We start from the raw sequence: 20,894 nt of genomic DNA on the forward strand, positions 1-20,894 counted from the left end.
ATTTAGAAAATCTTTACGTTTAAGTTTAGACATGTTAAAGCAAATATTTAAGTATACCATTATAAGCGTCATTTTTAGTTTTTTTGTTGGTTCGTGCACCAAAGATGTGGATTTTGACCAGATAAACGATTTTGAAATTTACCCAGTACTGGAATCCAGTTTGGTACACCTAGATGAGCCAGCGAGCAGGTTTTATATCGATGGCTATGAGGTCGCTGTTATCCAAGATTCGGTTAGCATCGATGTTTTTAACAATCAGTTTGCAATAGATAATTTAATAAAGGCTGAGCTTGTATTGGAAATGACCAATTCAATAAATAGAGGACTTGATGTGCAAGTCGATTTTTTTGATGCTGCAAACCAATTAAGGCATGCCTTTACAGTATCTGTTGCTCCTTCTCCAAATAACGAGGAAATTGTTTCACAGCATACAGAGGTTTTTGAAGGTAATAGTTTGATAGCTTTAAAGCAAACAACCAAATTAATACTTACTTTAAGAACACGTTCTGGTAGTCCGATCAACGAAGGCACACCGGGTAGAATAGGCTTGAAATCTAAGGGTGTTTTTTATTTAAAAATAGATAATTCTATATGAGAAAGGTTATTTGGTTGCTTTTATGTATAACGGGATTAACCTTTTCTCAAAATAAGCAAGTGCTTTATGGGTTTTCAGAAATACCACAAGCACTAATGCTTAATCCCGGAGGCGAAATAAAGAACGATTGGTATTTTGGTATTCCATTACTGTCTCACATTCATACTAGTGTGGGAATATCGGGTAGTACGGTTTATGATGTTTTTGCCGATGATGGTGTAGATTTCAATACTAAGCTCCGTAATGCTATATACAGCATGAGATCTAACGATTTTTTTAGTGCTAATCAACAATTAGAAATTTTCTCTGGCGGTTTTGCTTATGGAACTAGTTATAATAAAAACAAGTACATAAGTTTTGGTATGTATCAAGAGTTTGATTTTATCACATATTTCCCAAAAGATTATGCCATTTTAGCTTACGAAGGCAATCAAAATAATATCAATAGACGTTTTAATGCAGGTCATGCCAGTGGTAGTGCAGAAGTTATTTCAGTTTTACATGTAGGATTCAATAAAAAAGTAAATAGAACATTTTCATTTGGTGTTCGGGGGAAAATATACTCCAATATACTTAATCTAACTACTACTAAAAACAAAGGCTATTTTGTTACCGAATATGGCGAGAATAATTTTTACAACCATATATTCAATTTAGATCTTGAACTTAGAACATCTGGGTTGGCAAGTTTAACCGATGATGATACAGATTCGGAAGCAGTAGCTAAGGCATTAAAAAAAAGAGCGCTTTTTGGAGGAGATCTTGGCTTGGGATTTGACATAGGTTTTTCTCATAAGTTGTCAAAACAATGGACTGTGGACGGAAGTTTATTAGATATTGGGTTTATAAGTCATAGTAAGGATGTGGAAAATTATAAAATAGCAGGTAATTATGCTTTTGAAGGCGCCAACCCTATTTTTCCAGAAACTGGATCTGGTCAAACAGCAGAGGAATACTGGAGTGAAATTGAAGATGAGTTCGAAACGTTATTTACTGTCGATACGACTGCTAATAAATACATAACCTGGAGACCTATAAAATTGAATGCTTCCTTAAATTATGCATTTGGTGAGAAAAGAAGTGAGGAATGTAATTGTTTAAAAGAGGATGTTGGGTATCTTAATGCTGTTGGTTTGCAGTTATATGCGATAAAAAGGCCTAAACAGCCTCAAATGGCCCTAACGGCATACTATTACAGGAGATTGTTTAAAGGTTTGCGGGCAAAGGCAACCTATACCGTAGATTCCTATTCTTTTAGTAACATAGGCTTTGGGCTTTCAGCACATATTGGTGCTGTTAATTTTTATCTTATGGCAGATAATTTTCTACAATATAAAAACGTATATGATGCACAAAGTGTATCTTTACAGTTAGGGTTTAACTATATATTTAATAAAAATGAAGACTAGATTATTTTTGGTGTTAATAGCACTTTTCATGGTTTCAAACACATTTTCTCAAGCGAATTTAAATGATTACAAATATGTAATCGTACCAAATAAGTTCGATTTCTTAAAAGAAAAGAATCAATATCAATTAAATGAATTAGCTCAATTTTTATTTAAGAAATATGGTTTTAATGCACTAATGGAGGGAGACGGATATCCAGAAGATATGGCACTTAATAGGTGTTTGACCTTAAAGTCGGATGTTATAAAGGATTCAGGCCTTTTTAAAACGAAGTTAACCGTCGAATTAAAAGATTGTAATGATCGTGTTGTTTATACATCCGAAATAGGGGAAAGCAGAGAGAAGGAATATGCAAAGGCCTATAACGAAGCATTAAGAGCGGCCTTTAAATCGTTTGAAGCACTTAACTATAAATACCAACCTAAGATAACAAATACTGTTGCTGTTCAAGCAGTTGAGGCCAAGGCTGAAGTATCAAAGGAGATAGCGACATTAAAAGAGGAAATAGCATCTTTAAAAAGAGAGAAGCAAGCTGAAGTTACTGAAACAAAAGTTGCTACAGTGCCTGTTAAAGCAATTAAGAGTGTTGAATCTAGTGCAATAGAAAGCGTGTCTGGGGTATTGTATGCACAGATTATTAAAAACGGATTTCAATTAGTGGATAGCTCACCAAAAGTGGTTTATAGAATTTTAAAAACTGGACTTGAAAATACGTTTCTGGTTGAAAACAAGCAGGCTATTGTTTATAAGAAAGGAGATAGTTGGATTCTTGAATATTATGCCGATGGTACTTTAAAACAGGAAGGACTCAATATTAAGTTTTAGGTTTAAGAACGAAATAATTAATATCCGTACTTGTCTTTCCAGCGTTGTTTTAAAAAATCGCGATGGGCATTTTCCCGAGCATTATTGCCAGGGTCATAAAGCTTAGTGTTTTTTATGGCTTCGGGTAAGAATTCCTGATTGGCAAAGTTTAGGTCATAGTTATGGGCATATTTATAATTTTCACCATAACCCAATTCTTTCATTAATTTTGTTGGCGCATTTCTAATTTCTAAAGGAACCGATAAGTCTCCGGTTTGTCTTACTAATTGCTGGGCTGTATTTATTGCTTTGTAAGCTGCATTACTTTTAGGAGAGCAAGCCAAATACGTGGCACATTGGCTAAGTACGATCCTGGATTCAGGATAGCCAATAGTCGATACAGCCTGAAAGGTGTTGTTGGCAATTACCAAAGCAGTAGGGTTGGCGTTGCCTATATCTTCACTAGCCAAGATAAGTAACCGTCGCGCTATAAATTTAACATCTTCGCCGCCTTCAACCATACGCGCTAACCAATACACAGCAGCATTAGGATCGCTACCCCGTATCGATTTTATAAAAGCAGATATAATATCGTAATGCTGTTCACCCGTTTTATCATAACGTACTGTATTGTTTTGAACTTTATCTAATACCATGTCATCAGTAATGATAATATCATTACTATCATGGGCATTAACAATTAGTTCAAATACATTAAGCAATTTTCTGCCATCACCACCAGAAATTCTTAATAAGGCACTTGTTTCTTTTAGTGTTATATTCTTTTTAGAAAGGTATTCATCCTTTTCGATGGCGCGTTCTAAAAGGGTTTCTAAATCAGTCTTATTAAAGGCATTCAGAATATATACCTGACAGCGTGATAAAAGAGCAGGGATTACTTCAAAACTCGGATTTTCGGTAGTAGCCCCAATAAGCGTAATCCATCCCTTTTCAACTGCTTGTAACAAAGAATCTTGTTGTGATTTACTGAACCTATGAATCTCATCAATAAACAAGATGGGATTTTTGGTGGTAAATAATCCGCCACTTTGTTTGGCCTTATCAATAACCTCGCGAACATCTTTAACACCAGAATTTATAGCACTGAGGGTATAAAAAGGTCGTCCGGATTCTGTTGCTATAATATTGGCAAGTGTAGTTTTTCCAGTGCCAGGCGGTCCCCAAAATAACATAGATGGGATTAGGCCTTGTTTAATGTGTTGTGTTAATGATCCATTGTCGCCAACCAAATGTGCTTGACTTACGTAATCTGCTAATGTTTTTGGTCTTAAACGTTCTGCTAAAGGTTCATTCATACTGTAAAATTAAAATATTTATTACAGTGATGATAAGGAATCGTAAAAGAATTAAGTTTAATCATGACAATATAACATCAAAGTAAACTGTGGATTATAATTTGATATCTTTATGTTATGGATAAAAGAGAACATTTTAAATTTTCAACGGGTGTAGTTGCTTACCCTATACTCTTCGTACTTGTCATTTGGATTGTGTTTTGGTTTGAAGTGCGCTTTGGTTTTAATTTTAGTAAGTATGGGATATATCCCTTAACCGTAAAAGGTTTGCGCGGTATTATTTTGAGTCCTTTTATACATGGAGACATTAATCATATTTATCATAATACAATACCTCTTTTTGTACTGTCTATGGCATTATTCTATTTTTATAGGCACATTGCTTGGAAAATTGTTATTTATGGCATTTTGATATCTGGTTTCTTAACATGGTGCATAGGGAGGCCTTCTTATCATATTGGAGCAAGTGGACTAGTTTATATATTGGTAAGTTTTACGTTTTTTAAAGGTGTTTTTGCTAAGCATTATAGGTTAATAGCTTTGTCTTTATTGGTTGTTTTTCTTTACGGTAGCATGATATGGTATACCATGCCCGTTAAGGAAGGCATCTCTTGGGAGGGGCATTTGGCAGGGATGATCACAGGTTTGTTATTTGCACTGGTTTTTAGAAGGGAGATAGCAAAACCCAAAAAGTTTGATTGGGAACAGGAAAATTATAATGAAGATGACGATCCTTTTTTAAAACACTTCGATGCAGATGGCAATTTTGTAGAAACAATTGATAAGGTGGAAGTAGATAAAAACCAAACGATTGTTAATTATACGTTTAAGGAAAAACAGGATAATGAAGAATAGGGTTGAAGGCTGTGTGTCCTCATAATTCATTAAAACTGCTTAAATCTAATTTAAACGTTGCCTTACCACTTCATATAAAAATGCTCCACAAGCAACCGAAACGTTAAGCGATTCAATCTCGCCCAGCAACGGGAGTTTGGCTTTAGCATCTGCTACTTTTAGAATAGAAGGGTTAATGCCTCTGGCTTCTGATCCCATAACAATAGCACAAGGTTCCTTAAAAGAAACATCGTATAGCGTGTTATTCGTTTTTTCGGTGGCAGTAATAACTTTAATGCCCGATGCTTGCATGTAGAATACAGCGTCTTTTATATGGTCTACTTTGCAAATAGGTACTTTGAACACAGCACCGGCACTGGTTTTAATAGTATCGCCATTTACAGGAGCACCGCCTTTTTTCTGGATAATGATACCGTCTACACCTGTGCATTCGGCAGTACGGATAATAGCGCCAAAATTACGAACGTCACTCAATTGATCTAACAACAGAAACAAAGGTGTTTTTCCAGACTCTATAACGTTCAAAACCAAAGTCTCTAAGTTATGAAAAGCAATAGGGGATATTTGTGCAACGGCTCCTTGGTGGTTCTTTTTGGTTAACCGATTGAGTTTTTCAACAGGAACATACGATTTGTTAATGCTATTTCTGTTAATAAGCGATTCAAGCTCTTTAAATAATTCGCCTTGTAAACCTTTTTGAAGAAATACTTTATCTAGGGATTCACCAGCGTTTATAGCCTCCATTATGGCACGAATACCAAAAATTTGTGTTTGATCTTGCATGGGGTAAAGATATAAAAGATACCATTACAAAGTTTAAATTGTATAAAGAGATAACCAGTAAAAAAGATGTTTTTCTATTTTTTTAACTCAAAAAAGGTATATTATTTTTTGTAAATTTATGGAAAAGAGAAGCTACATGTTATTAAAAAAAAGCACCAAACACTTTATTTTATTTACAGTTGTTTTAATGGTTAATGTCGTAACTGGTCAGATTAATTTTATTGATAGGGCCGAAAGTCGTGGTGTAGATATTTCTTGTGGTACTACTTATCTCGGCAACGGAGTGTCTTTTTACGACTATGATCAAGATGGTTTTGATGATATAACCTTTGCAACTGAAGCAGGACAGAACGTAAGGTTTTTTAAAAATACTGGCAGTAATGGTTTTGTTGAAGATTATCTTAATATTTCTGAAATAAACCATCAAACGAAACAAGTTAATTGGGTAGATATAGATAACGATGGCGATAAAGATTTATATATTACGAGCGATACAAATGGAAATAGATTATTTGAGAATGATGGCAACTTAAACTTTATTGACATCACCAATTCTTCTGGTTTGCCCGAACAAAATATATTTACCTATGGAGCATCTTGGGGAGATTATAACAATGATGGCTACTTAGATGTGTTTATTTGTAGTTTCGATTCTAATAAAGTTGTTCCAAACTATCTTTATAAAAATAATGGTAACAATACATTTACTAATGTTAGTGAATCTGCGGGGATAAGTTCTTTAGGCCATTTATCTTTTTGTGCTGCTTTTTTTGATTATAATAACGACGGTTGGCAAGATATTTATATATCTAACGATAGGATTTTCAATCCCAATATTTTGTATAAGAATAACGGAGATGGTACGTTTACAGATAAGAGTCAGGAATCTAAATCTGATATAAGAATAGACGCAATGTCTGTAACCATTGATGACTTTGATAAAGACGGTTGGTTTGATATATATGTTACTAATTCTCCAGATGATGGCAATGTTTTCTTAAGGAACAACGGAAATGGCACTTTTACCGATATAGCCCCATCAACAGGAACAAAAGTTTTTGGTGTTTGCTGGGGAGCTGTTTTTCTAGATGCTGAAAATGATCAAGATTTAGATTTGTATGTTAGTAGTTCGTTAAACGGAACTTCAGTTTATAATTCTTCTGTTTTTTTTGAGAATTTAGGTGATAATAAATTTCAAAGCGATATAAATTCAGGTTTTTTTAATGATAATAAAACGAGTTATTCAAATGCAATTGGCGATGTAAACAATGATGGTTTGTACGACATTGTTGTATCCAATACGGATGATGAATTTATTAATCTGTGGATGAATGAAACAGTTAGCAATAATAATTGGTTAAAGATTGGGTTAGAAGGAACTGTCAGTAACCGAGATGGAATTGGGGCGGTAATAGAGATATCAGCAAGCGGAGAAAAACAATATCGTTATACATTGTGTGGAGAGGGGTATTTATCTCAAAATTCGGCATCCGAAATATTTGGAGTTGGGAGTAATACTTTAGTGGATTATGTTAAAGTAAAATGGTTAAGTGGTATTGAAGATTATTTTTATAATATTGATGTTAACCAATCTTTGACCTTAAAAGAAGGTACGGGCAGTACGGTTACCCCTATATATGGATGTAAAGATCCTAATTCGTGTAATTTTAACCCTGATGCAACTATTGATGACGGTTCGTGTGTTTTTGCAGAGACAGGAAGTATAATAGGTAATGCTACTTCAAGTCCATTACGAACAGAAACATACGCTCATAGTTTAACTGATAGAGAAGTGTACTTTTGGACGGTTACTAATGGAGAGATTCTTAATGGTCAGGGAACAAATGCAATTAAAGTGAAGTGGGATATCGCTTCAAAAGGCATTGTTTCGGTTGTTAATAAGGGTGAAAATTGTATGTCTAATGTCGTTTCTTTGGAAGTGCCTTTAGCTGTTGATTTACATTTAGAGGAGACTAATTATTCTATCGCGAGACTATGGAATGAACTTTTATTAGAGGCTATTAGGACAGATTATGCACGCCCTACAGTCCATGCTCGAAATCTGTTTCATACCAGTATCGCAATGTATGATTCATGGGCTATTTATAATAAGAACAACGAAACTTACTTAATTGGTAAGGAATTATATGGATTTTTATGTGACTTTGATGATTTTTCGCTTTCTGGAGACTATCTTATCTCTGATGCTGTTAATGAAACTTTGAGTTTTGCGGTATATAGGTTATTGAAACACAGATTTAAAGAGTCTCCAAATCGGGAAACTATTTCAGAACGTTTAAATGAGTTAATGGCACTACTTAATTATGATGTTAATTATAATTCTATTGACTATTCAAATGGAGAGCCTGCAGCTTTAGGAAATTTTATTGGTTCCAAAATAATTGAATATGGACTTCAAGATGGCTCCAATGAATTAAATGAGTACGGTAATCAATATTATTTGCCAGTTAACGAGTCTTTGGCTCCAATTGTTGGTGGTAATGAAACCATTTCAGATCCCAACAGATGGCAACCACTTTCATTAGATGTGTATATTGACCAAAGTGGGAATATTGTATCCCCTACTAATTCAGTTCCTGAATTTTTGAGCCCAGAATGGGGAAACACACAGCCTTTCTCTTTAAAACAGAGCGATAAGAGTACGTATTTCCGAAATTCGAACCACTATAATGTGTATCATGATCCAGGACCGCCCCCTTTTATTGATACAGAAGATATTACTTCTTCTAATATATACAAATGGGGGTTTTCTTTGGTCTCTATATGGAGCTCTCATTTATCTCCAAATGATGGAATTATGTGGGATATATCACCAAGATCGATAGGCAACATTTCTTCCAGTTTATTTCCTGATGATTTTTATAATTATAAGGATTTTTATAAACTGATTGAAGGTGGTGATATAGGTAATGGGCATGATTTAAATCCAATTACAAATCAGGCTTATGTAGAGCAAATAGTCCCAAGAGGTGACTATACCCGAGTTTTAGCAGAATTTTGGGCAGATGGTCCTGATTCTGAAACACCTCCCGGGCATTGGTTTGTTATATTGAATTATATTAATGATCATCCACTGTTACAAAAGAAATTCGAAGGTAAAGGAGCTGTCTTAAGTGATATCGAGTGGGAAGTTAAATCCTATTTTATCTTAGGAGGCGCAATGCACGATGCCGCTATTGCTGCATGGGGTATTAAGGGATGGTATGACTATATACGACCCATTTCTGCTATTAGGTACATGGCAGATAAAGGCCAAAGCTCTGAAATCAATTTGGATAATTTTAATATTAATGGAATACCGTTAGTTGATGGATTGATTGAGGTTGTAAATGAAGATGACCCCCTGGCAGGTGATAATGGCGAAAATGTTGGTAAGATTAAATTATTTACGTGGAGGGGACATAAGTATATAGAAGATGCTGAGACAGATGCAGCCGGTGTTGGTTGGATTCTTGCTGAAAATTGGTGGCCATATCAGCGACCATCATTTGTTACCCCTCCATTCGCTGGTTATGTTTCAGGGCATTCAACGTATTCGAGAGCTGCAGCCGAAGTACTTACAAAATTGACTGGTTCGCCTTTTTTCCCAGGTGGATTGGGTGAGTTTCATGCAAATAAAAATGAGTTTTTAGTTTTTGAAGAAGGTCCTAGTCAAGATATAGTGTTACAATGGGCTACTTATAGAGATGCGTCAGATCAATGTAGCCTTTCAAGAATATGGGGAGGCATCCATCCACCAATGGATGATATTCCTGGTAGAATAATAGGAGAGAAAATAGGGGTGGAGACATTTAATTTTGCAAAAAAATATTTTGATAATCAAAACGAAAAAGAAATTGAGATGGTTGCATATCCTAACCCTGTGGGTAATTCCGATCAATTGTTTATTAATAACACTGATGAAGGAATGGCGTTTGAATTATTTAATTTACAAGGAAAGAACTTGCCTATAGATTACGAGTTTAATAAATCAAACCATCAAACTAAGATAAGGTTTGTTGGCAGTTTGTCAACAGGAATTTACATTTTAAGGACAGAAGGGAGATTTTGGAAAATAGCATTAATGAATTAATTAGCTTAAACTTGTTTGACTTTAAAAATTAAGGGCTAGCAGATTAACAAATTGTGTAAAGTAAGTCTATAAAACAAGAAAGGCAACTAAAAAAATAGTCGCCTTTCTTTATGTGTAATATCCAATTTTTATGGACTTGTGTACTCAGGACATGTTCCAGGCTCAGGCCCAAAAGGACCAAACTCTACTCCATCAGGGTTAGTAATGGTGTAAACATGCTCTTCTTCCCAGGAGCCACTTGTGTAAGAAATACGTAATACACCAGTTCCAGAGGGCACATTAAATACATGCGTTGCAGCATCAGTAGCAGGAATTGTATAGTCCGTTGTAGAACCATCGATCTCAACAGTAACAAATGCACCATCCCATCCATCTCCAAATAAATCCGTCATGTCAATAGTCCAATCACCAGAGATTGGATTATTATTGGGAGGACAAGGAATGGCAAAACTAAATTCAAATGCATTTCTATAGCCTGTCTCGTCTAAAAGATCACTACTATTATTACCTCCTTTTACTCCGTCTTCTTCAGTAAAAGTTTGTCTGTCATTGCCTTTGTAAACAATTCCCTTGTCATTTACAGCGGTTCCTGTAAAAGAAAAGGTGTCAGCAAAACCAACGTCTGCAATGTCAAACCCTAAAGCACTTGCTAAATCAGACATAGTAATAGTTAAATTAGCAGGAAATGAGGTAACAGTTTCTCCAAATGCTACAGGGCCGTATTCTTCGCCTGCAACCATTGCAGAAGCTTCAATACTGTAGCTGGCTACATTTCCATCGGGTGCTTCAAGAACGTTAGTTACTGTAATGTTAGCAGCTTCAGCTAAACTTGCTATGTTCACAACTGTTGGGAACGGAGTTTCAAATCTCACAAAGCCTCCCAATTCAAAAACGTTAAAAATATCCTTATCCTCATCTTCACATGAGAAAAGGGTAATACTAAAAATAGCGAGGAAGCATGCCGTGGCTATCATAGTATAATTAAAAAATGCTATTTTTTTCATAATACAATATTTTTATTTTAAATTATCAGGGTTAGTATCCCAGAAAACTTTGGTTGTAACTGGCTTTTCTGGAATGTTAGGATTGGTGGCCGATTCTGCAGCAGGATACAAGAAACTTCTCATAAAGGAACCGGCTTCAATAACAGGATCAGACATATCACTGGGCATACTTGTTCTTCTATACATGTTATATGCTTCAATGCCATTACCCCAAAGCGCTATATAGTATTCTTTCATAATAATATCTAAACGCTCTTCATCAGATGTAGCAGCATCGTAAGCATCTAAAACATAATCAACATAATTATTAACATTGTCTGTAGTTATCAAGTATTCCTCTGGTCGGTCACCAACAGTTACTTCTTCATTAACATCTTCTGTATCCGGATCATCAGGAATCAAAATATTACTTAAAGAGGCCGTTATAGCACTTGATTGGAAATTAGCAACTTTATCCATAGATGCACGTATACCTTCTTCCAAGAGTGTTCTCGGATTTCCTGTTGTTCCAATTGTTAATGCTGATTCAGCCATTAAAAATTTAACATAAGAAGATAACATAAAAGGGAAAATACCAGCACCACCAGCTCCAACATTATTAGTAACTGGTTTAAAGTCATCACCGTCATAAGCTCCACCTACAGGATACAATCCATAAGTCGTTCTTAATAATTGATCGGGGTCTACACCTGCATCGTAACCATGGTCTCTTCCCCAATAGAAATCACCAATATAACAGAAGTTTATTACAGCATCTCCTTCACAGTCTAAGAAATCACCTTCTGGCGCAGTAGGTGTTTGGCGATAAAAATAATAACGTAATCTAGGATCATTAAAGCCTTTGTCGTCTTTTAATAGATACATGTAGTAATTGTTCATGAAATCGTCGGCTCCATCAGAATCATAACATAATGCATAGTAAGGATGACGGCTTTCGCCAGTAGCACTAGATACCGTAGAATACTTAAACTCTAAATCTTCACTGGCATCATCTATTATGCCTTGGCTAATTAAAGTGTTAATTTCAGATTGAAAGTTACCGATTAATCTCATTTGCGCGTACATTTTAAATTTAAGTGTACGTGCAGCCGTTATCCATTTTGAAGCATCACCAGCGTAAAACAAATCATCGGCAGGCATTATACTGGCATTATTAAGAGCAGCAATAGCTTCGTCAAGAACAACAAGCATGTCGTTATATATTACTTGACCGTCTTCAACGTTTGGAGCAATAACAGCTGAGCCTTGTAAAGCTTCGCTATAAGGAACATCTCCCCAAATATCAACTAGGGTTACAAAAGCAAATGCCTTAATTATCTTGGCAATTCCAATGTGACCTTGTAGATCTCTTTCTTCCGCAATGGGAAGTAGTACGTTAATGTCCTGAAGTGTCTCTCTGTACAGGTCTTTCCATGCATCATTCAGAGCGCCATTAGATGCGGCAAAAGGTCCTGAGTAATTTCCAAATAAATGCTGCATTCTAACAGTTTCTGCGGCTCTTACATTTAGACCATCTTCATTATCTTCATTATAAGCAATTGCTGCAACAAAACGCAGTTGTGCGTTATTGAGAAGCAAATCAGGATCAGCACTTACCGGCGTTAATTCACTTGGATCATTCAATAAATCCAAATTTGTAGTTTCACACCCCATAGCTAAGGCTAGAAGAAGGAAACAAATAGGTATTAATTTTATATTCTGTGTTTTCATTTTCTATTTTTTTTAATTTAAAAAGTAGCCTTAAAACTAAATCCATACTTTTTTGAAGTTGGCGCAGTCTGTAAGTCAAGACCAAGACCGTTACCTACACCTGTACTTAAAGTTTCAGGATCAAAATTGGTGTACTTTGGAATATTGGGAGAATAAAACCATAAATTTTGCCCTAGTAAAGTAAATGACATTGAACCAAACGGGGTTTTAGCTAAGAATTTCTTAGGTAGGTCGTAGGTTAATGAAATCTCTCTTAATCTTACAGTAGAACCATCAAATATTTGGTTGTCGGAAGTATCTACATAATTAAGGAACCATAATTCATTAGTACCCTGTTGTATGGTGTTAGGTATTTTGTTCCCTGATCCATCCAGCAATACTTCTCCAGTGTTAGGGTTAGCATAAAATCCAGAGATAACTTTAGTGCCTTCTCTATTATCTTGAAATTTCGTAACACCTCTTCTTAAAAGATTATTTATTGTGTTGGATGAAAAATCACCTCCATGTACGTATTCAACTTGAGCAGTTAAAGTTAAGCCTTTAAACGAAAAACTGTTGATTGTAGTTAATTGCCAATCTGGGTTAGGGTCGCCAATTATTTCATCGTCAAAACCTAAGGCACTACTGTCTAAAATATTACCTGTAGTAGGATTGATTAGTAAATTGCCCTCATCGTCTCTCAACGCATAACTACCTTTTATAACACCTAGAGGTTCGCCTTCTATAGCATAGTTACCTAAATTAGAGAAACCAGCCATGAATACATCACCAGCAGGGAGATCTTTAACTTCACTTTCCATAGCTGTAAAAGTGAAGTTTGATAACCATTTAAAGTTATCATTTTCAATTGGTCTAATGCCTAAATCAACCTCAATTCCCTGAGTTAAAATTTTACCAGCATTAACGGTTGTTCTTTCAAATCCTGTTGACAGTGGAATGGTAGAGCTTAAAATTTGGTCTTTAGAATCTCTTGTAAAGACACTTAATTCTAAATCAACTCTATTGTTGAATAATTTAGCTTCAACACCAGCCTCTACTTCAGAGTGCAATTCTGCTTTAAGATTAGGATTTGATTCAACGTCAACACCACTGGATAATGAACCGCTAGAGTTTACATTTACTACTCGGCCTCCTCGAGTAGTGAATGCAGCAGTACCTAGGGCAAGTGTTTGTCTCGTTCTGTATGGGCTTGGAAAACCAGCTGAAGTACCATAACCAACTCTAAACTTCAAATAATTTAATCCGTCTGATTTCAAACTAGGAATAGCAGAAGTTGGAATTATAGAAAGGGCTGCACTAGGGTAAAAAAGTGATCGGTTGTCAATTTCAACTGTAGAGGTCCAGTCATTTCTTCCTGCTAAAGTTAAAAATAAATAGTTAGAGTAGTCTAATTGCAGTTGGCTATAAACACCTATTGTATTTTCTTTTTGAATAAAGTCCAAAGAGCTTCCGAGGGGATCTTGATTACTCTGAGTAGCAAAATTATTATGGTCGATAAAATCAAAAACAACTTGACCTGTACTGGCAACGCCAAATTTATCATATACCTCAGAGTTGGTATTGATACCAACAGTTGCGTTTAAGCCTAGATTTTCGGTTAGGTTTATGTCATTTATATTAAGAATTAAACTATGATCCCAAATGGTATTTGTAGCAGATGTAGTTTTTAGAAAACCTTGTTGGGCAATTAAAGCACTTACACCTCCTTTGTTAATATAAAATTGTTGTCTTTCTGTGTAGGTGTCATAACCTACTCGATAAGTTAATTTTAGATTTTCACTTATATCAAACATTGTACTTATAGAATTGTAAAACCTATTTACGTTTATAGATTCTTGAGAATTGTCTATTAGCCAGCGAGGGTTCTCTTGATCGGTTCTATAGTATACACTAGCTCCTGTAAAAGGATCTTGATAAGGAAGTCCCATTAAATCAAAATTCCTTGGGATAAATAATGTTCTAGTAAAGATGGAAAAGTTGCCTGTACCATTATCTGCAGCAACCGGAGGTGTGATAAATTTGCTTGTTGAAAAATTGAAAGAACCGTTAATAGTAAATTTATTGCTCAATTTAATAGAACCGCCAGCCCCAAAATTTGTTCTTTTAATGTTATTTCCTCTTACGTAACCGTCTTCATCTGTATTACCAAAATTTACATTAAAGGAAGCATTTTCAGTTCCCTTAGATACATTTACAGACGTTGTTCGTCCAAGACCAGTTCTGAAAAAATCTTTCACATTGTTTTTGAAATCTTGATAAGGAACAGTAACGCCTGCATATTCAGGAAATGAAGTGTTTAAAGCAGGTAAATCGTAATGATGTCTAACTGTGAAATTGCCATCAAATCGTCCTCCCCAGTTTCCAACAAATCCAACGTTAACAGAGTTATCACCCCCTTGACCATAAACATCTGTGTAATCTGGTAAGCTTGAAATTTCATTGAAAAAAACAGATTGATTAAGGCTTACTTCAAAACCTTTATCAGCACTTCCATCTCCACCTGTTTTGGTAGTGATCAATATTACACCATTTCTACCGGCATCACCATAAAGAACTGTAGCACTTAGTCCTTTTAAGACACTCATTGAAGCAATGTTGTTAGGGTCTAAATCTAAAAATCTACTGGAAGCAGATACAGAACCGTTACCTGTAGTAACATTACTTTCAGCATTGGTGCTTGTGTTAAACGGAACTCCATTTATAACAAACAAAGGTTGATTGTCGCCTGTAATAGAAACATTGCCTCTAATTTTTATATTGGTTCCACTACCCGCTAAGCCACCTGTTCCTACAACGCTTACACCAGCTATTTTACCAGATAAAACTCTTGCAATATCAGCTTCAGGTCGGCTTTCTACTTGTTCAGAATTTAAAGTTGTTACTGCATACCCTAAAGCCTTTTTCTCCCTTCTAATGCCTTGAGCAGTGACAACAACCTCTTCTAAAACAGCTGTATCTTCTTGCATTGTAATGTTAACAGTATTGGATGATCCAACAGTGACTTCTTGGCTCGTATACCCAACAAAACTAAATACAAGAACATCTCCTGTGCTAGCATCAATTGAATAATTACCATCGAAATCGGTTGAGGTACCAGAAGATGTACCTTTTACTAAGACAGTTGTGCCAGGTAGTGGTAATCCGGTTTCATCGGATACCGTTCCTGAAATTGTCTTCTCTTGTGCAAAAGTTAATTGCACAACAAACGCTAGTAATAGCGTTAGAATTCCACTAAACTTTGTTTTCATTTTAATAATTATTTGAATTAGTCAACATCAAAAATCTTAATAAAATCTTAATAAAGCAATAAATATTGGTTAAAATTTGCTTTTTTTACCCTTATCGATGGTTGAAAGGGGGAATTTGGACTTTAAAATTGAGAAATGAGGCTTATATGTACTTTTGAATTGGAAAGTTTGAATTTTTGATTTTCGCTTTTGCCGTTGGCATAGTTTAATTTAAAAAGTCCAGATTTGGTCATGATTCCTAAGCCGAAACCATATCCAAAAAGTTTTTCCTTTTTATTAAGTATTTTGTTTTCAAAATAAGAAGCGTCTGTAATGGTGTGGACGTAGAGGTTACTTCCTAACTGTAGTCTGTATTCGGTATTTATTGTACCATAGAATGAGGCTAGCAAACTGTTTTCCTCAAAGCCTCTAATGGAGTTTATACCTCCAAATCGAAACAATTCGTTTTCTAGATAGGAGTTAGAAATTAAATTGGAGCTATCTACTCTTAGAAATATGCTGTTCTTTTTGTTAAGATTAATGATTGTAGAGGTGTTTATAGTGATGCCCGTTTGTTTGTCTGAAATGTCAGAGGTGGTTCTTTTGCCTAAGGAGGTTTCTAAATATAAATTTGAATGTAATGGGAATAATAAATTATTGGGTTGGGCTTTTTTATATTCGTAAGCTAAAGTGAAAGCTTTGGTTGTGTAGTCTTTTATGTTGGGGTTGGTGTTTATGGATAGTAAATTACTGGATTGGGAGGCTAATATGCCTGAGTATATTTTATGGTTTGAATTTATAAGATAGTCCAACTTTGCAGATTGATTGACGGTAGAGAATAAAGAGTCTCTTTTGAATATGTGCAGTTGTAGGTTGATACCAATTGGGGATTTAAATAGGTAAGGGAGGCTTAACTTTGTCTCAAAAGTTTTCTGATTGCCTTCGTCGCTCTTGTAGAGTAGTTTTAATGACTCGCCATAATTTAAATTATTGGTCAGGTTTAGGTCAAGATAGCCGTCGAATTCTAACTTTCCGGTTTCGGTGTTTGTTCCAAAACCTAAAAAACCGTTGAATGAATTGCTTTTTGATTTTTCTATGTAAAGATAAAGTGTTGTTGAGTCTTTTGTGAACAATACTTCGGGAGGCTTTATTTGGTTGGCAAAATTTAGGCTTCTAAATAATTCTGTTTTCCTTTCAATAGCACTGCTGCTATAAAATTGGTTTGGTTTTATCTTAAAATAATAGTTCAAATATGACTTAGGGAACATTTCATAACCTCTAATTACAATGTTGTTTATGATTCTTGGTTTTTTGTTGGATTCAAGAACTAAATCGGCTCTTAATTTAAAGTCTTCAATAGGGGTAATGTTGGCTAGTCTTAATTTGGAAAAAGGGAATCCTTTTTCAATATTTTTTGAGTTGATGTACTGGAGTGTACTTTCAATAGTTTTAAATTCTAATTCAAAATAAGTATCGAATACACGTTTGGAAATGGTTTTTAATATACTTGCATCTATAGTTGCATTATTGTAATATATGTATATGGTGTTGTATTTCTTTTTTAGTTGGATGGTGGTCGTAAAAGTTGAATCATTTACTTTGTTAATTGGAGTGCGTTTGTTTTCTATGTAGCCTATCTTCGAAAGGTTGTTTTGAAGTGTCTCAATTTCATTTTTTACTGAAGCATAATCCTTATGAGTTTTAGAATATCCTATGGAGTCTATCGTATGGGAATCTATATTGGAAGCGCCTTTGATTTTAAGGTGCAAGTTTTGGCTGTAAAACTCCGAGAAAAAGGAGGTATATATTAAAAGAAGTAAAAATAGAAATCTTTTCACGTTAAAATTAACTGTGTGTTAATTGTGTAAATCTAACGGAAAATAGATACTTATAATATAGTATGTGGTCATTAATTTTAAACTTAGTTGAAAATTAATGTTTTAGGATTTGAATTTTTAATTTTAATTTCTACCTTTGCAGCCCTCTTAGAAGAGGATTTTTAAATTTATATATAATTTATGCCAACAATTTCACAATTAGTAAGAACAGGAAGAGCCAAAATAACCAAGAAGAGTAAATCGGCTGCTTTGAATTCTTGTCCTCAAAGACGTGGGGTTTGTACGCGTGTTTACACTACAACACCAAAAAAACCTAACTCAGCAATGCGTAAAGTTGCAAGGGTTAGATTAACAAATGGTAATGAAGTGAATGCATACATCCCTGGAGAAGGACATAATTTACAAGAGCACTCGATAGTATTGGTTAGAGGTGGAAGGGTAAAAGATTTACCGGGAGTTAGATATCATATCGTTCGTGGCGCCTTAGACACCGCTGGTGTTGCAGGTAGAACGCAACGTAGATCTAAGTACGGTGCTAAACGCCCTAAAAAGTAAAATGAAAGTTAGAAGTTAGAAGTTAGAAGTAAAAAGTTTAACTAATTACCAATAACTAATAGCCAATAACTAATAACTTAAAAAGAAGACATGAGAAAAAGACAAGCTAAAAAAAGACCGCTTTTACCAGATCCAAGGTTTAACGATCAGTTAGTTACGCGTTTTGTAAATAACATGATGTGGGATGGTAAAAAGTCTGTAGCGTTTAAAGTTTTCTATGATGCAATTGACATTGTAGATGCTAAAAAAACAGATGAAGAAAAATCTGCTTTAGAGATTTGGAAAGATGCTTTATCTAATGTAATGCCTCACGTAGAAGTACGTAGTCGTCGTGTTGGAGGTGCAACCTTTCAAATTCCAATGCAAATACGTCCTGATCGAAAGATTTCAACAGCGATGAAGTGGTTGATTGGTTATGCACGTAAAAGGAATGAAAAATCTATGTCACAGAAGTTAGCCTCTGAAATTTTAGCAGCAGCTAAAGAAGAAGGAGCAGCTGTTAAGAAAAGAGTTGATACTCATAAAATGGCAGAAGCAAATAAAGCATTCTCTCACTTTAGATTTTAATAAGAAATGGCAAGAGATTTAAAATTCACTAGAAATATTGGTATTGCTGCACACATTGATGCAGGAAAAACTACTACAACAGAGCGTATCCTTTATTATACGGGTGTGTCCCATAAAATAGGAGAGGTGCACGATGGTGCAGCTACTATGGACTGGATGGAGCAAGAGCAAGAAAGAGGTATTACAATTACTTCGGCTGCTACTACTTGTACTTGGAACTTTCCATTGGAAAATGGGCAGCCTGTCGATGAAACTAAAGGTTACCACTTTAATATAATAGACACTCCTGGTCACGTTGACTTTACTGTTGAGGTAAACCGTTCATTACGTGTGTTAGACGGATTGGTGTTTTTGTTTAGTGCAGTTGATGGTGTAGAGCCTCAATCTGAAACTAACTGGAGACTTGCAGATAACTACAAAGTTCCAAGAATTGGTTTCGTTAACAAAATGGACCGTCAAGGATCTAACTTTTTAGGTGTTTGTCAACAGGTAAAAGATATGTTGAAGTCTAACGCGGTGCCAATTGTATTGAATATTGGTGACGAGGTAGACTTTAAAGGAATTATCGATTTAGTAAAAAACCGTGCAATTGTATGGCACGATGAAACACAAGGGGCAACTTTTGATGTTATCGATATTCCAGAAGATATGAAGGAAGAAGCTCGTAAGTATCGTGCACTTTTAATTGAAGAAGTTGCTACGTACGATGAGAATCTTTTAGAAAAGTTTATGGAAGATGAAGATTCAATTACAGAGGATGAAGTGCATGCCGCACTTAGAGCTGCTGTAATGGATATGGCTATTATTCCTATGATTTGTGGCTCTTCATTTAAAAATAAAGGGGTGCAATTCTTATTAGATGCCGTATGTCGCTATTTGCCTTCACCTTTAGATAGAGATAATATTATAGGTACAAATCCAAATACAGGAGCAGAAGAGATTCGTAAGCCAGATGTAAAAGATCCGTTCTCTGCATTGGCATTTAAAATTGCTACCGATCCTTTCGTTGGACGTTTAGCATTCTTTAGAGCCTATTCTGGTCGTTTGGATGCAGGTTCTTATATTTTGAACAATCGTTCAGGAAAAAAAGAACGTATCTCAAGAATCTATCAAATGCACTCAAATAAGCAAAATGCTATCGATTTTATCGAAGCAGGAGATATTGGAGCGGCTGTAGGGTTTAAGGACATTAAGACAGGTGATACCATGTCTGCAGAAAACGCACCAATTGTATTGGAATCTATGGACTTTCCAGATCCAGTAATTGGTATTGCGGTTGAGCCTAAGACTAAAGCAGATGTTGATAAATTGGGTATGGCTTTAGCTAAATTATCTGAAGAAGACCCGACATTTACGGCAAGAACAGATGAAGCTTCAGGACAGACGATTATTTCTGGAATGGGTGAGCTTCACTTAGATATTATTGTTGACCGTTTAAAGCGTGAGTTTAAGGTTGAAGTTAATCAAGGACAGCCTCAGGTAGAATACAAAGAAGCTATTACACAACGTGCAGAGCACAGAGAAGTTTATAAGAAACAATCTGGTGGACGTGGTAAATTCGCAGATATTGTATTTACATTAGAGCCTGCTGAAGAAGGTAAGGTTGGATTAGAATTTGTTTCTGAAATAAAAGGTGGTAACGTTCCAAAAGAATTTATTCCATCTGTAGAGAAAGGATTCAAAATGGCTATGGTAAATGGTCCATTGGCAGGATATGAAGTTGATGCTATGAAAGTGACATTAACAGACGGTTCTTATCACGATGTGGATTCAGATCAATTATCGTTCGAATTAGCTGCTAAACTTGGATTTAAAGCTGCTGCTAAGGCTGCAAAAGCTGTTATTATGGAGCCAATCATGAAACTTGAAGTTATCACCCCAGAAGAAAATATGGGTGATATTGTAGGTGACTTAAACCGTCGTCGTGGACAAGTTAGTGATATGGGAGATAGAGCTGGAGCTAAAACAGTAAAAGCTACCGTGCCATTATCAGAAATGTTCGGATACGTAACGACGTTAAGAACATTGTCTTCAGGTCGTGCGACATCAACTATGGAATTTTCACATTATGCTGAGACACCTTCAAATATTTCTGAAGAAGTGATTAAAGCTGCTAAAGGTGTTGAAGCTTAAATAT

14 protein-coding genes are annotated in these 20,894 nt (G+C 35.3%); 8 read left to right on the forward strand and 6 right to left on the reverse strand.

Translation table 11 applies throughout. The features are described from left to right. Positions 1–31 precede the first annotated feature (31 nt). The 3 genes from JF259_RS01980 to JF259_RS01990 are packed head-to-tail and all read left to right on the forward strand — an operon-like array spanning position 32 to position 2,830. Positions 32–595, forward strand: coding sequence for a hypothetical protein (locus JF259_RS01980; RefSeq protein WP_199112720.1), 564 nt, complete (start codon positions 32–34; stop codon positions 593–595). Beyond that, the gene (locus JF259_RS01985) at positions 592–2,004 is read left to right on the forward strand and encodes a DUF5723 family protein (protein ID WP_199112722.1); all 1,413 of its coding nucleotides are present in this window, start codon (positions 592–594) and stop codon (positions 2,002–2,004) included. Before JF259_RS01980 ends, JF259_RS01985 begins: the two co-directional genes overlap by 4 nt. Further along, entirely contained in the window at positions 1,994–2,830 is an 837-nt protein-coding gene (locus tag JF259_RS01990) for a hypothetical protein (protein WP_199112724.1), read from the forward strand. Before JF259_RS01985 ends, JF259_RS01990 begins: the two co-directional genes overlap by 11 nt. 17 nt (positions 2,831–2,847) lie before the next feature. Here the strand turns inward: JF259_RS01990 and JF259_RS01995 are convergent, their stop codons facing one another. Continuing rightward, positions 2,848–4,125, reverse strand: coding sequence for a replication-associated recombination protein A (locus JF259_RS01995; protein ID WP_199112726.1), 1,278 nt, complete (start codon positions 4,123–4,125; stop codon positions 2,848–2,850). Positions 4,126–4,242: 117 nt separating this feature from the next. Here JF259_RS01995 and JF259_RS02000 point away from each other — a divergent pair, with 117 nt between their 5' ends. After that, entirely contained in the window at positions 4,243–4,980 is a 738-nt protein-coding gene (locus JF259_RS02000; protein WP_199112734.1) for a rhomboid family intramembrane serine protease, read from the forward strand. Between the two features lie 45 nt (positions 4,981–5,025). Here the strand turns inward: JF259_RS02000 and rlmB are convergent, their stop codons facing one another. Next, a complete protein-coding gene (rlmB, locus tag JF259_RS02005; protein ID WP_199112736.1) occupies positions 5,026–5,763 on the reverse strand; it encodes a 23S rRNA (guanosine(2251)-2'-O)-methyltransferase RlmB in 738 nt (245 codons plus the stop codon). 118 nt (positions 5,764–5,881) lie between these two features. Between rlmB and JF259_RS02010 the strand changes: the two genes are divergently transcribed. Next, a complete protein-coding gene (locus tag JF259_RS02010) occupies positions 5,882–9,856 on the forward strand; it encodes an FG-GAP-like repeat-containing protein (protein ID WP_199112738.1) in 3,975 nt (1,324 codons plus the stop codon). Between the two features lie 128 nt (positions 9,857–9,984). Here the strand turns inward: JF259_RS02010 and JF259_RS02015 are convergent, their stop codons facing one another. From JF259_RS02015 to JF259_RS02030, 4 genes are all read right to left on the reverse strand, one after another. After that, on the reverse strand, positions 9,985–10,860 hold the full coding sequence (locus tag JF259_RS02015) for a hypothetical protein (protein WP_199112740.1): 876 nt from the start codon (positions 10,858–10,860) through the stop codon (positions 9,985–9,987). A 12-nt stretch (positions 10,861–10,872) separates the two neighbouring features. Continuing rightward, on the reverse strand, positions 10,873–12,570 hold the full coding sequence (locus JF259_RS02020; RefSeq protein ID WP_199112742.1) for a SusD/RagB family nutrient-binding outer membrane lipoprotein: 1,698 nt from the start codon (positions 12,568–12,570) through the stop codon (positions 10,873–10,875). A 17-nt stretch (positions 12,571–12,587) separates the two neighbouring features. Beyond that, positions 12,588–15,818 carry a SusC/RagA family TonB-linked outer membrane protein gene (locus JF259_RS02025; RefSeq protein ID WP_199112749.1) on the reverse strand — a complete coding sequence of 1,077 codons (3,231 nt, stop codon included), beginning with the start codon at positions 15,816–15,818 and terminating at the stop codon, positions 12,588–12,590. 122 nt (positions 15,819–15,940) lie between these two features. Continuing rightward, positions 15,941–17,566 (reverse strand): POTRA domain-containing protein, encoded by a 1,626-nt coding sequence (locus tag JF259_RS02030; protein WP_233164063.1) that lies wholly within the window; start codon positions 17,564–17,566, stop codon positions 15,941–15,943. Positions 17,567–17,815: 249 nt separating this feature from the next. Here JF259_RS02030 and rpsL point away from each other — a divergent pair, with 249 nt between their 5' ends. The 3 genes from rpsL (at position 17,816) to fusA (ending at position 20,890) form a co-directional block, all read left to right on the forward strand. Further along, positions 17,816–18,190: a 30S ribosomal protein S12 gene (rpsL, locus tag JF259_RS02035; RefSeq protein ID WP_199112753.1), complete on the forward strand. Its 375-nt coding sequence runs from the start codon at positions 17,816–17,818 to the stop codon at positions 18,188–18,190. Positions 18,191–18,280: 90 nt separating this feature from the next. Then, on the forward strand, positions 18,281–18,757 hold the full coding sequence (gene rpsG, locus JF259_RS02040) for a 30S ribosomal protein S7 (RefSeq protein ID WP_199112761.1): 477 nt from the start codon (positions 18,281–18,283) through the stop codon (positions 18,755–18,757). Between the two features lie 6 nt (positions 18,758–18,763). Then, positions 18,764–20,890 carry an elongation factor G gene (gene fusA / locus JF259_RS02045; RefSeq protein WP_199112763.1) on the forward strand — a complete coding sequence of 709 codons (2,127 nt, stop codon included), beginning with the start codon at positions 18,764–18,766 and terminating at the stop codon, positions 20,888–20,890. Positions 20,891–20,894 lie beyond the last annotated feature (4 nt).

The organism is Snuella sedimenti (assembly GCF_016428595.1).
Taxonomy (GTDB): domain Bacteria; phylum Bacteroidota; class Bacteroidia; order Flavobacteriales; family Flavobacteriaceae; genus Snuella; species Snuella sedimenti.

Bases quoted from the DNA above. Each gene is read 5' to 3' on its own strand.
- JF259_RS01980 (WP_199112720.1), top strand. From the start codon at position 32: ATGTTAAAGCAAATATTTAAGTATACCATTATAAGCGTCATTTTTAGT.
- JF259_RS01985 (WP_199112722.1), top strand. From the start codon at position 592: ATGAGAAAGGTTATTTGGTTGCTTTTATGTATAACGGGATTAACCTTT.
- JF259_RS01990 (WP_199112724.1), top strand. From the start codon at position 1,994: ATGAAGACTAGATTATTTTTGGTGTTAATAGCACTTTTCATGGTTTCA.
- JF259_RS01995 (WP_199112726.1), bottom strand. From the start codon at position 4,125: ATGAATGAACCTTTAGCAGAACGTTTAAGACCAAAAACATTAGCAGAT.
- JF259_RS02000 (WP_199112734.1), top strand. From the start codon at position 4,243: ATGGATAAAAGAGAACATTTTAAATTTTCAACGGGTGTAGTTGCTTAC.
- rlmB (WP_199112736.1), bottom strand. From the start codon at position 5,763: ATGCAAGATCAAACACAAATTTTTGGTATTCGTGCCATAATGGAGGCT.
- JF259_RS02010 (WP_199112738.1), top strand. From the start codon at position 5,882: ATGGAAAAGAGAAGCTACATGTTATTAAAAAAAAGCACCAAACACTTT.
- JF259_RS02015 (WP_199112740.1), bottom strand. From the start codon at position 10,860: ATGAAAAAAATAGCATTTTTTAATTATACTATGATAGCCACGGCATGC.
- JF259_RS02020 (WP_199112742.1), bottom strand. From the start codon at position 12,570: ATGAAAACACAGAATATAAAATTAATACCTATTTGTTTCCTTCTTCTA.
- JF259_RS02025 (WP_199112749.1), bottom strand. From the start codon at position 15,818: ATGAAAACAAAGTTTAGTGGAATTCTAACGCTATTACTAGCGTTTGTT.
- rpsL (WP_199112753.1), top strand. From the start codon at position 17,816: ATGCCAACAATTTCACAATTAGTAAGAACAGGAAGAGCCAAAATAACC.
- rpsG (WP_199112761.1), top strand. From the start codon at position 18,281: ATGAGAAAAAGACAAGCTAAAAAAAGACCGCTTTTACCAGATCCAAGG.
- fusA (WP_199112763.1), top strand. From the start codon at position 18,764: ATGGCAAGAGATTTAAAATTCACTAGAAATATTGGTATTGCTGCACAC.